Annotated in this window: 13 protein-coding genes; 10 read left to right on the top strand and 3 right to left on the bottom strand. The window is 67.8% G+C overall.

All coding sequences use genetic code 11. The annotated features are described in order from the left end of the window. Positions 1–36 precede the first annotated feature (36 nt). From ACFWP0_RS10855 to serA, 5 genes are all read left to right on the top strand, one after another. Positions 37–522, top strand: a complete 486-nt coding sequence (locus ACFWP0_RS10855; RefSeq protein WP_377841913.1) for a plastocyanin/azurin family copper-binding protein — start codon at positions 37–39, stop codon at positions 520–522. Position 523: 1 nt separating this feature from the next. Next, on the top strand, positions 524–2,302 hold the full coding sequence (locus ACFWP0_RS10860; RefSeq protein WP_377841914.1) for a copper resistance system multicopper oxidase: 1,779 nt from the start codon (positions 524–526) through the stop codon (positions 2,300–2,302). Between the two features lie 12 nt (positions 2,303–2,314). Beyond that, a complete protein-coding gene (locus tag ACFWP0_RS10865; protein ID WP_377841916.1) occupies positions 2,315–3,250 on the top strand; it encodes a copper resistance protein B in 936 nt (311 codons plus the stop codon). Between the two features lie 21 nt (positions 3,251–3,271). Further along, complete coding sequence (locus ACFWP0_RS10870; RefSeq protein ID WP_377841918.1) at positions 3,272–3,730, top strand: DUF411 domain-containing protein; 459 nt, start codon at positions 3,272–3,274, stop codon at positions 3,728–3,730. Positions 3,731–3,851: 121 nt separating this feature from the next. Further along, positions 3,852–5,051, top strand: a complete 1,200-nt coding sequence (serA, locus tag ACFWP0_RS10875) for a phosphoglycerate dehydrogenase (RefSeq protein WP_377841919.1) — start codon at positions 3,852–3,854, stop codon at positions 5,049–5,051. A gap of 153 nt (positions 5,052–5,204) precedes the next feature. Here serA and ACFWP0_RS10880 read toward each other — a convergent pair whose 3' ends face one another. Then, complete coding sequence (locus ACFWP0_RS10880; protein ID WP_377841921.1) at positions 5,205–6,071, bottom strand: LysR family transcriptional regulator; 867 nt, start codon at positions 6,069–6,071, stop codon at positions 5,205–5,207. 150 nt (positions 6,072–6,221) lie between these two features. Here ACFWP0_RS10880 and ACFWP0_RS10885 point away from each other — a divergent pair, with 150 nt between their 5' ends. Genes ACFWP0_RS10885 through ACFWP0_RS10900 form a run of 4 tightly spaced genes read left to right on the top strand, consistent with a single transcriptional unit; the run spans position 6,222 to position 9,182 of the window. Next, complete coding sequence (locus ACFWP0_RS10885; RefSeq protein ID WP_377841923.1) at positions 6,222–6,653, top strand: VOC family protein; 432 nt, start codon at positions 6,222–6,224, stop codon at positions 6,651–6,653. A gap of 24 nt (positions 6,654–6,677) precedes the next feature. Further along, positions 6,678–7,412, top strand: a complete 735-nt coding sequence (gene pxpB, locus ACFWP0_RS10890) for a 5-oxoprolinase subunit PxpB (RefSeq protein WP_377841924.1) — start codon at positions 6,678–6,680, stop codon at positions 7,410–7,412. Continuing rightward, complete coding sequence (locus ACFWP0_RS10895; RefSeq protein WP_377841926.1) at positions 7,409–8,401, top strand: biotin-dependent carboxyltransferase family protein; 993 nt, start codon at positions 7,409–7,411, stop codon at positions 8,399–8,401. Before pxpB ends, ACFWP0_RS10895 begins: the two co-directional genes overlap by 4 nt. 13 nt (positions 8,402–8,414) lie before the next feature. Next, on the top strand, positions 8,415–9,182 hold the full coding sequence (locus ACFWP0_RS10900; RefSeq protein WP_377841927.1) for a LamB/YcsF family protein: 768 nt from the start codon (positions 8,415–8,417) through the stop codon (positions 9,180–9,182). Between the two features lie 3 nt (positions 9,183–9,185). Here ACFWP0_RS10900 and ACFWP0_RS10905 read toward each other — a convergent pair whose 3' ends face one another. Together ACFWP0_RS10905 and ACFWP0_RS10910 are read right to left on the bottom strand one after the other, a co-directional pair. Further along, a complete protein-coding gene (locus ACFWP0_RS10905; protein ID WP_377841930.1) occupies positions 9,186–9,887 on the bottom strand; it encodes a GntR family transcriptional regulator in 702 nt (233 codons plus the stop codon). A gap of 138 nt (positions 9,888–10,025) precedes the next feature. Further along, a complete protein-coding gene (locus ACFWP0_RS10910) occupies positions 10,026–10,664 on the bottom strand; it encodes a trimeric intracellular cation channel family protein (RefSeq protein ID WP_377842332.1) in 639 nt (212 codons plus the stop codon). A 223-nt stretch (positions 10,665–10,887) separates the two neighbouring features. On the opposite strand from ACFWP0_RS10910, the gene ACFWP0_RS10915 reads away from it, so the two are divergent. Beyond that, positions 10,888–11,757: a universal stress protein gene (locus tag ACFWP0_RS10915; protein WP_377841932.1), complete on the top strand. Its 870-nt coding sequence runs from the start codon at positions 10,888–10,890 to the stop codon at positions 11,755–11,757. The last annotated feature ends 29 nt before the right edge of the window (positions 11,758–11,786 follow it).

Below are 11,786 nucleotides of genomic sequence, written 5' to 3' on the forward strand. Positions count from 1 at the left end.
TAAAGTGCCTTCACGGTCACTCCTTCAAGGATTCACGTGAACAGCACTCTGCTACGCATCGCCCAAGCCGCCACCCTGGCCTTTACGCTGTCCGCCGGCGCCGCCTATGCCGCGGGCGGCCATGCCGGCCACGCCATGCCGGCCGCTTCCGCCCCTATCGGCAAGCCGGGCGACGCCGCCCGCGTCGCCCGCACCATCGACGTCGACATGTCGGACGCCATGCGCTTCACGCCCGCGAGCATCGAGGTCAAGGCGGGCGAGACCGTGCGCCTGAACGTGCGCAACTCCGGCAAGATCCGGCATGAGCTGGTGCTGGGCACCGACGCCGACCTGAAATCGCATTACGACATGATGATGAAGGACCCCGGCATGCGGCACGAGGAAGCCAACGCCGTGTCGCTCGAAGCCGGCAAGAGCGGCCAGATCGTGTGGCGCTTCGACAAGGCGGGCACGGTGTCCTTCGGCTGCCTGGAGCCCGGCCACTACGCCGCCGGCATGAAGGGCCTGGTGTCGGTGCTCTGACATGACGACATCCCCTACCTCTACCCGCCGGCGCTTCGTGCAAGGCCTGGCCGCCGGCGGCGCGCTGGCGGCGCTGGGCGGCTGGCGCGCGGCGCTGGCGCAACGGCATGCGGCGCCCGCGGCCGAGTTGCGCGGCACCGAATTCCACCTGGAGATCGGCGAGACCCCCGTGAACTTCACGGGCGCCGCGCGCATCGGCACCACCGTGAACGGGCAATTGCCCGCGCCGCTGCTGCGCTGGCGCGAGGGCGACACCGTCACCCTGCACGTCGCCAACCGCCTGCGCGAACAAACCTCCATCCACTGGCACGGCATCCTCCTGCCCACGGAGATGGACGGCGTGCCGGGCCTGAGCTTTCCCGGCATCGATCCCGGCCAGACGTTCACCTACCGCTTCGACGTGCGCCAGAGCGGCACGTACTGGTATCACAGCCATTCGGGCTTCCAGGAACAGACCGGCCTGTACGGCGCCATCGTCATCGATCCCCGCCGCCGCGACCCCATCGCCTCCGACCGCGACTACACCGTGCTGCTGTCCGACTGGACGGACGAAGATCCGATGCGTCTCTTCAACAAGCTGAAGGTGATGCCCGACTACTACAACCGCATCCAGCCCAGCATCCAGAGCCTGGCGGCCGATGCGCGGGAAAAGGGCTGGCGCGGCGCGCTCGCCGAACGCCTGATGTGGGAGCAGATGCGCATGAACCCGTCGGACCTGGCGGACGTGTCCGGCTCGACCTACACCTTCCTTACCAACGGCGTCACGCCGGCGGGCAACTGGACCGGCCTGTTCAATCCCGGCGAGCGCGTGCGCCTGCGCTTTATCAACGGGTCGGCGATGACGTACTTCGACGTGCGCATCCCCGGCCTCAAGATGACCGTCGTGGCCGCGGACGGGCAGGATGTGCGTCCGGTGGAGGTCGAGGAGTTCCGCATCGGCGTGGCCGAAACCTACGACGTGATCGTCGAACCGGCGGACGAGCGCGCCTACACCATCTTCTCGCAAGCCATGGACCGTTCGGGCTATGCGCGCGCCACGCTGGCGCCGCGCGCCGGCATGCAGGCCGAGGTGCCGGCGCTGGACCGCGTGCAGCTGCTGGGCATGATGGACATGGGCATGGCCCACGGCATGGGCGGCGGCCACGACATGGCGGGCATGCAGGACGGGGCCGCGGCGGGCGCGATGAACCACGCCGCCATGCCGGGCATGGATCACGGCGGCGCCCACGGGTCCGGCGCGGAACAAGGCGGCATGGTCGAGGCCGCCCACCCCTATGCCGCCGAGCGCGGCGTGGGCAACTCGATGCTGCCCGACGTGGTGTCGACCCGGCTGGACGATCCCGGCGTCGGCCTGCGCGACAACGGCCGCCGCGTGCTCACCTATGCGGACCTGCGCTCCGTGCGCGAACCGGACGACAACCGCGCGCCCTCGCGCGAGATCGAGCTGCACCTGACGGGCAACATGGAACGCTACATGTGGTCGTTCAACGGCGTGAAGTTCTCGGACGCCAAGCCCATCGTGCTGCGCTACGGCGAACGTGTGCGCTTCGTGCTGGTCAACGACACGATGATGACGCATCCGATCCACCTGCACGGGCTGTGGAGCGACCTGGAGTCGCCCGACGGCGCGTTCCAGGTGCGCAAGCACACGATCACGCTCAATCCGGCGCAACGCCTGAGCTATCGCGTCAGCGCCGACGCACGCGGGCACTGGGCCTACCACTGCCATCTGCTGTATCACATGGAGGCCGGCATGTTCAGGGCGGTCGTGGTGGAGTAAGCGATGAAACCGATGAATCCCCGACACACGCTGCTGGGCGCCTGCGCCCTCGCAATGCTGCTGGCCGGCTCCGCCGCCTGGGCGCAATCCGCCGGCGCCATGGATCATTCCGGCATGCCGGGCATGGACCATGGGGCCATGGGCCACGGCCCGGCTCCGGCGCCCGCCATGGACCACTCCGGCATGGATCACGGCGCCATGAACCATGGAGCCGCTCCGCCCGCCGGCGCGCCGCCCGTCGGCAGCCTGCCGGCCAGCGATGGCGAAGGCGAGCGCGGCTACGACAGCTATGGCATCCACCCCCACATGATGGACAACGCGCGCACCTGGCAAGTGCTGTTCGACAAGTTCGGCGTCGCGCGCAACCGCGACGGGCAGAACTCGCTGGAATGGGACGGCCGCTTCTGGTTCGGCACCCCCACCGACCGCCTGCTGATCAAGACCGAAGGAGAACGCGAAAGCGGCGGCGGCTCGGACGGCAAGGTCGAGGCCTTCTGGAGCCATGCCGTGTCGCCGTTCTGGGACCTGCAGCTGGGCGCGCGCCGGGACGTGGGCACGGGCCCCAAGCGCAACTGGGCCGCGATCGGCATCGAAGGCGCGCTGCCCTACAACATCGAACTGGAAACCACCGCCTATGCGGGCCCGTCCGGCCGCACCGCGCTGGCGCTGAAGGCGGAGTACGACCTGCTCCTGACGCAGCGGCTGATCTTCACGCCGGAGCTGGAAGCCAGCCTCTACGGCAAGAACGATCCCGAGCGCGGCATCGGCTCGGGCCTGTCCCAGGGATCCCTGTCGCTGCGCCTGCGCTATGAAGTCACCCGCGAGTTCGCGCCCTATATTGGCGTATCCTTTGAACGCAAGTTCGGCCAGACCGCCCGCTACGCGGCCGACGCCGGCGCCAGCCGGTCCCAGACCGCCGTCATGGCGGGCGTCCGCTACTGGTTCTGACCTTTATCCGCACGGAGCATCATGAACATTTCCCGCCTTACGCGCCGCCTGATTCTCGCCGCAGCCCTGTCCGCCCCCGTCTTTGCCGTCGCGCAAACGCCCGTCAAGATGGAGGTCTGGAAGACGCCCACCTGCGGCTGCTGCGAGGATTGGGTCAAGCACATGCGCGACAACGGTTTCGCAGTCACCACGCATGACGTCCAGGACACCGGCCCCATCCGCCGCAATGCCGGCATGGCGGACTATGGTTCCTGCCACACCGCCATGGTGGACGGCTACGCCGTCGAGGGCCACGTGCCGGCCAGCGATGTGCGCCGGCTGCTGCTGGAAAAGCCGGATGCCGCCGGCCTGGCCGCCCCGGGCATGCCGTTGGGGTCTCCCGGCATGGACGGCCCGGAATACGGCGGCCGCAAGACGCCGCACGACGTGGTGCTGGTGGACAAGCAAGGCGGAGCCAAGGTCTTCCAGGCCTACCGCTAGGCGCCTGCGCGGGGGTGAGTTGAAACAATTCATCCCCACCGCTTCAATGGCTACTCCTTGCACTGCAGCAAAAATGCGCCACAATAAATAAAACGCGTTTCTCACCCACTCCCTGGCAGTCATGGCACAAATCGTCCTGTTCGAGAACATCCATCCGAGCGCCCGCGCCGTATTCGAAGCCGCCGGCTACACCGACATCGTCACGCACGCCGCAGCCTTGCCGCCGGCGAAATTGCACGACGCCCTGCGCGGCGTGCAAGTGGCGGGGATCCGTTCTCGCACGCACCTGGATGCCGCCGCGCTGTCCGGCAACCCCGACCTGCGCGTCGTGGGCTGCTTCTGCATCGGCACCAACCAGGTGGACCTGGACACGGCGATGCAGCGCGGCATCCCGGTATTCAACGCCCCCTTCTCCAACACCCGCTCGGTGGCCGAGCTGGTGCTGGGCGAAGCCATCCTGCTGCTGCGCCGGATTCCCGAAAAGAACGCCCGCGTGCACCTGGGCCACTGGGACAAGACCGCCTCGGGCGCCTTCGAAACCCGCGGCAAGACGCTGGGCATCGTGGGCTACGGCAACATCGGCTCGCAGATCAGCACTCTGGCCGAAAGCCTGGGGATGCGCGTCATCTATCACGACGTGGAAGCCAAGCTGCCGCTGGGCAACGCCCGCCCCGCCGGCACGCTGAACGATCTGCTGGAACAGGCCGACGTCGTGACGCTGCACGTGCCCGGCGGCAAGTCCACCGAAAACATCATGAACGCGGAAACGATCGCGCGCATGCGCCGCGGCGCCATCCTGATCAACGCCTCGCGCGGCACGGTCGTGGATATCGCGGCGCTGCACGCGGCGCTGAAGTCCGGCCACCTGGCAGGCGCCGCGCTGGACGTGTTCCCCACCGAGCCCAAGGGCGCGGACGAACCGCTGGCCAGCCCGCTGATCGGCATGCCCAACGTGATCCTGACGCCGCACATCGGCGGCAGCACGCAGGAATCGCAAGAGAACATCGGCCGCGAAGTCGCCGAGAAGCTGGTGCGCTTCCTGCAGGCCGGCACCACCAAGGGCGCCGTCAACTTCCCGGAACTGCCGTTCCTGGAGCAGGCCGGCGGCACACGCATCCTGCACGTCCACCGCAACGCGCCGGGCGCGCTGGGCGCGCTGGACAACCTGATGGCGCAGCACGGCCTGAACATCGTCAGCCAGACCCTGCAGACCCGCGGCCAGATCGGCTACGTGATCACGGACGTGGAAGGCGAGGTCGACGACATCGTGATGGCCGACTTGCGCAACCATCCGATCACCGTGCGCTGCGACCGGCTGTAAAAAAACAAGAGCCCCCTCGGGGGCTCTTTTGTTTTGGGGCCGGACAAGGTGTCAGACACCGGACAAGGTGTGACAAGGTGTCTGACACCGGGACAAGGTGTCTGACACCGGGACAAGGTGTCTGACACCGGCCGGCCGGCGGCGAGCGCTGCTTCAAGGCTCGGCCGCGGCGTTGAGCAGGCATTCCGCGATCTTGTCCCGCACGCTGCCGGCATCGAACGGCAGGCGGCCGATGATGCCGATCTCGCGGTGAAAGGCCGCCTCGCCCAGGGACGCCAGGCGCAATCCCGTCATGTCCAGCCGCCGCAGCCGAGGCAGCAGCGCCACGCCCAGGCCCTGCCGCACCATGCCCGCGATCGCCTCGATCTCGTCGAGCTCGACGGCCTCGTGCACGTGGATGCGGTGCTTCTTCAGGAAGATATCCACCACGCGCCCGCCGAACGACGCCCGGTCGTAGCGGATGAAGGGCTGCGTCGCCAGCAGTTCGCGCCACGGCGCGGGCGCCATGGATTCCGGCATGGCCAGCACCACCGGCTCGCGCATCAGCGGCAGCCAGCCCAATTCGGGCGGCAAGGCAAAGGGCGGGCGGATCAGCACGGCCAGATCCACCTCGCCGGCGTCCACCTGGCCCAGCAGCGACAGCGACACCCCGGGCACGATGCGCACGCGCACCTCCGGGTAGACGGCGCGGAACTCGCCCAATGCGCGCACCAGCAGGTCCTGCTGCACCGAGGCGATGGCGCCGATGCGCAGCAAGCCGCTGACGTGGCCCGCCCCCGCCGTGGTGACCATGCGCTCGGCCATGGCGACCAGCTCCTCGGCCTGCGGCAGCATCTCGCGGCCATGGGCGTTCAGCACCGCCGCCCGCGCGCCGCGATCGAACAGTTCGATGCCCAGGTATTCCTCCAGGCGCTTGATCTGGGCGCTGACCGCGGACTGCGTCAGCCCCAGGTGGGCGCCGGCCCCCGTGAAGGTGCCGTCCCGCGCCACGGCCAGGAAGGTCTTGAATTCTTTGATCACGATCAATATTTTTGATGCTAAGACACAAAAAATATCGTTTTTCAATCAAAAAAACAATACCTAAACTACGGGCTGGTGCTAAGGCCGTCCAGTCTTGCGACGGCCCGCATTCTGATCGATCATCTTCTTTTGCCTGACCCGGAGCCTTTCATGACCGCTCAAACCAACCTGCCGCCGTTCCACCTGGCCTTCCCGGTCCGCGACCTGGCCGAAGCCCGCGCCTTCTACGGCGAAAAGCTCGGCTGTCCCGAGGGCCGCAGCTCGCCCGACTGGATCGACTTCAATTTCTACGGCCACCAGATCGTCGCTCACCTGTCGCCCAGCGAATGCGGCCACAACGCCACCAGCGCCGTGGATTCCCACAATGTGCCCGTGCGCCATTTCGGCGCCGTGCTTTCCATGGAACAATGGGAAGCCATGGCCAAGCGCCTGACCGACGCCGGCACCGAGTTCGTCATCGAGCCCTACATCCGTTTCAAGGGCGAAGTAGGCGAACAGGCCACCATGTTCTTCCTGGATCCGTCGGGCAACGCGCTGGAATTCAAGGCGTTCAAGAACATGGATTCGTTGTTCGCCAAGTAATCCGTCTCTACAGGTTTCGTGCCGTTGAACGCAATTTCAGCCCTCCCTTCTCCGGCCGAAACCCGCTGGCGCATCCTGCCCCAGGGTGACCGCTGCCTGATCATTTCCTTCGGCGACCAGATCGACGCGTCCGTCGGACGCACCTGTCTGGCCGCGGCCCGCAAGCTGCGCGACGCGCGGCTCGCGGGCGTGACCGACGTGGTGCCCTCCTTTGTCGCGGTGGCCGTGCATTACCGGCCCGGCGGACACGGCGACGGCCCCACCCATGCCTCGCTTTCCGAACGCATCCAGGCCCTGCTGGCCGACGGCATCCCCACGGACGCGGCCGGCGGGCGCGAGGTCGACATCCCCGTCTGCTACGGCGGCGAGCACGGCCCCGACCTGGACGACGTGGCCCGCGCCGCCGGCCTGACCCCGGAAGGCGTCATCCAGCTGCACAGCCAGCCCCGCAGCATGGTGTTCATGCTGGGATTCGCGCCTGGCCACGCCTACCTGGGCGTGCACGACGAAAAACTGAACATTCCGCGGCGCCCGTCGCCGCGCACGGCGGTGCCCATGGGCGCCGTCGCGGTCGCCAACCGGCAGACCGTGATCTACCCGAACCGCCTGCCCGGCGGCTGGAACATCATCGGCGCCACGCCGCTCGTCATGTTCGACCCGGCGCGCGAACCCGCAGCCCTGCTCCAGCCTGGCGATTCGGTCCGATTCGTACCCATCGGCCCCGAAGAATTCGACCGCATCCGGGGAGCCCGGCCATGAGCATGACCGTGATCAAGCCGGGCATGCTGTCCAGTTTCCAGGACCGCGGCCGCGAAGGCTACCAGCACCAGGGCATCCCGGCCGCGGGCGCCATGGACGAGCGCGCGCACCGGCTGGCCAATGCGCTGGCGGGCAATGACGGCGACCCCGCCACGCTGGAAATCACGCTGGCCGGGCCCACCCTGCGCTTTGACGCGACGGCGTGCTTCGCGCTGGCCGGCGCCGACCTGGGCGCCACGCTCAACGGACAGGACATCCCCCAGCACCGGCCGCTGATCGCGCGAGCCGGCGACATCCTGGCCTTCGGCGCCCGGCCCGCCACGGGCGTGCGCGCGTATCTGGCCGTGCATGGCGGCTTTGCGCTCCCGCCCGTGATGGGCAGCGAGGCCACCTACCTGCGCAGCGGCTTCGGCGGCTTCCAGGGACGCGCGCTGGCCAAGGGCGACGAGATTCCCCTGCGCCGGCCGCTGGCCGGCGGCCGCGACCTGGACGCGCTGCAAAAAGACCTGTGGAACGTGCGCGTGTACCTGCCGGCGGCATTGGGCAACAAGCGCCGCGAAACCATCCGCTTCCTGCCCGGCATGCACTGGCCGGAATTCTCGCCGGCCAGCCGGCGGGCGTTCACCGAATCCGAATTCCGCATCAGCCCGCAGTCCGACCGCATGGGCTACCGCCTGCAGGGTCCGGCGCTGTCCATGAGCCAGCCGCGCCAGATGCTGTCGGAAGCCGCCTGTTTCGGCACCGTGCAGGTGCCCTCGGGCGGCGAGGCCATCATTCTCATGGCAGACCGGCAGACCACCGGCGGCTATCCCAAGATCGCGCAGATCGCCACGGTGGACCTGCCCGCCCTGGCGCAATGCGCACCCGGACAGACCCTGCGATTCCAGCAGGTCGAACTCGAAGAAGCGCAGCGCCTGGACGGCGAGCGCGAACGCGCCTTCGCGCAATTGCGCGACGCGCTGGCGCCGCTGCGCGCGCTGCTGGCCTAGAAAGGGAACCGCTATGAACACCCGCATCGATATGAACTGCGACATGGGCGAAAGCTATAGCGCCTGGACCATGGGCAACGACGCCGCGGTGCTGCAGTACGTCAGCTCCGCCAACATCGCCTGCGGCTTTCACGGCGGCGATCCGGCCACCATGCGCAAGACGGTGGCCGCGGCGCTCAAGCAGGGCGTGGCGCTGGGCGCCCACCCCAGCCTGCAGGACCTGGCGGGCTTTGGCCGCCGCGTCATCCAGATCAGCCCCGACGAGGCCTACGACATCGTGGTCTACCAGATCGGCGCACTGGCCGGCGTGGCGGCGTCCCAAGGCGCGCGGCTGCATCACGTGAAGGCGCATGGCGCGCTCTACAACATGGCGGCCAAGGACGAAGGCCTGGCGCGAGCCATCTGCCAGGCGGTCAAGGACGTGGACGCCTCGCTGATCCTGTATGGCCTCGCGGGCAGCAAGCTGATCGGCGCGGCGCGCGCCATCGGCCTGGCGGCCGCCAATGAGGTCTTCGCTGACCGCTCCTACCAGGACGACGGCTCGCTCACGCCGCGCACGCGCGCCGGCGCCATGATCGAAGACGTCGACCTGGCGGTGGCGCAGGTCGTGCGCATGGTGCGTGAAGGCCTGGTGCGCTCGGTGGACGGCAAGGACGTGCCGGTGCAAGCCGACACCCTCTGTATCCATGGCGACCAGCCCAATGCACTGATTTTCGCCAACGGCATCCGGCGGGCCCTGGAACAGGCGGGCATCGAGGTGCGCACGCCTCCCCGCGGCTGACGCTCAGGCCCGCGGGTAGCGCGGGGCCTGCTCTTCGGCGTCCTGCAGCGCGGCGTCGCGGTAGGTCCGCAGGATCTCCGGCAGCACTTCCACCACGTAGCTGCGCGTCAATTCGGCCGCGCGCTCGAAATCGCGGTTGCCCAGCGCCAGGATGATGCCGTGCGTATAGTTCGGGACCGTGTTGGCCTCCATGGACTGCCGGGCCAGCAGGTAACGCAGCGGCTCGACCTGTTCGTAGAGCTTGCTCAGCATGCTGGTCAGCGGCGTGTTGCCCGTGTAGCGGGCCCCGGCCAGATAGAACTCGCGCGAGGCGGCAATGAATCCGCGCACATCGCGCCTGGCCAGCGCCGCGACGATCGCATCGTGGCAGCTGCGCAATTCGGCCACCAGCGGCGCAACATCGTGCATCTCGGCCACCTGGCGGATGCAGTACGCCTCCAGTTCCGCGCGCAGCATGTACAGGTGGCGGATCTGGGTTTCGGTATAGAGGGTGACCCGGAAGCCCTTGCGCTGGATATGCGTAACCAGGCCGCTCAGCTCCAGCAGGCGCAGGGCTTCCCGGATGGGGCTGCGGCTGGTGCCGAAACGCTGCTCCAGTTCTTGTTCCCGCAGCGGTTGCCCGGGCCTGATAGTGCCGTCCACTATCAACTCACGAATCTGTTCCTGTAGGAAATATGGAATCGTGGCGGGCGCTTTGACGTCCAATCGGCTCCCCTTTTACTGCTTGATGCATGGTATGAGACAGGGGAAAGATACTAGAAATCTATTGAAACACAAATAGGAATATTGTTTCACAATCCGACGACCGGTCCGAAAGGGGCCCGCCCGCCGCCGAATCGGGCGTCAGTCCCAATCGTCGCGGTACACGAATTTGGGCATTTGCCAGTTAAAGCGCAACGCCAGCAGGCGCATCGCGAGACCCGCGGCCAGCGCGATGGGCACGGAGGCGTTGGCCGACAGGCCCAGCGCCTGCGCGCCCAGGTACAGCGCCCCCGTCACCAGCGACACGCTGGCGTACAGCTCTTTGCGGAACAGCAGCGGCACCTCGTTGCAGAGCACGTCGCGCAGCACCCCGCCGGCGCAGCCGGTGATCATGCCGCTGATCAGCACCACGGTGATCGGCAACTGCATCATTTGCGCCACCTGGCAGCCGATGACGGTGAAGGCCACCAGCCCGAGCGCGTCGGCCAGCAGGAACACGGTGCGCAGCCGCCGCATGACCGGCGCGATCAGCGCGGTCAGGATCGCCGCGCCGGCCGTCATCCACAGGTACTCCGGGTGGACCACCCAGGTCAGCGGATAGTGCCCCAGCAGCACGTCGCGCAGCGACCCGCCGCCCAGCGCGGTCACGCACGCAATGATGCAGACGCCCATCCAGTCCATATCGCGCCGCCCCGCGGAAAGGGCCGCCGTCATGGCTTCGGCCACGATGGCGACGAGGTACAGCGTATGCAGCAGAGCGGGCGAGATATCGGAGAGCATGGGGCGGGCGCGGGTTGAGGCAGGTCCCATTGTATTGAGCCTTGCCGCGGCCCGCGCCCATTGCCTGCCGGCGCGCCATCCCGTACCCTCGTTCTTGCGTTGACATCGATCAAGCCCCGTTCCGTTTCGCGGCGAGACAATGGGGACATGCCCGACTGGGCGGTAACAGCCAGGCAGCGCGGACGCGGGAGCCGCCGATCTGGCCACAACCGGGAGATAACGTATGACACAGCAAACTGGCCCCATCCTGTTGGCCACCGACCTGAGCGCACGGGGCGACCGTGCCCTGGATCGCGCGTTGCAGTTGACGAAGGAACTCAACACCAAGCTGATCGTGCTGCACGTCATGGAATCCCATGCCACGCCCGCGCGCCTGACCACGCCGGTCTGGCGGCGGCTGTCGACGGACCACAAGGGCCTGGCCGAGCGCGAGCTGGCCGAAGACCTGGAGGCCGCCGACGTGCCGACCGAGGTCGTGGTGGTCAAGGGAGATCCGCTCGCCCGCATCATGGAAACGGCCGATAGCTATGGTTGTTCGCTGATCGTCACCGGCATCGCCCGCGACGAAACGCTGGGCCGCCTGCTGCTGGGCACCACCGTGGAAAAGCTGGCCCGCCAGGCGCGCCAGCCGGTGCTGGTGGTGAAGAACCGCCCACGCAAGCCGTACCGCGACGTGCTGGTCGCGACCGACTTCTCGGCCGGCTCGCGCGAGGCGCTGCGCGCCGCGCTGCGGCTCGTGCCGAACGCCGAGCTGACCCTGTTCAACGCCTACGAAGTGCCCTTCCAGGGCGTGACCAAGCCCGATGACGCCGTCGTCAACAGTTTCTACAAGACCGCGGAACAATGCGCAGAGCGGTTCATCGCGGAAACGCCGGAGCTGCCCAAGGGAGTGCCGCCCAAGGTCGTGCTGGAAGCCGGCCAGCCGGAGACCGTGCTGTCCGAATACTCGTTCAACCACCGTTCCGACCTGGTCGTAACGGGCACCCACGGCCGCACGGGCATCCTGCGCACCGCCATCGGCAGCGTGGCCGAACGGCTGCTGGAAGCCCTGCCCAGCGACGTGCTGATCGTCAGGCTCGCTGGCGACGAATAATCCGGGCAAACGAAGAAGGCGGCGCTTGC

This window comes from Achromobacter sp. NPDC058515 (genome assembly GCF_042721735.1).
Lineage (GTDB): Bacteria > Pseudomonadota > Gammaproteobacteria > Burkholderiales > Burkholderiaceae_B > Achromobacter.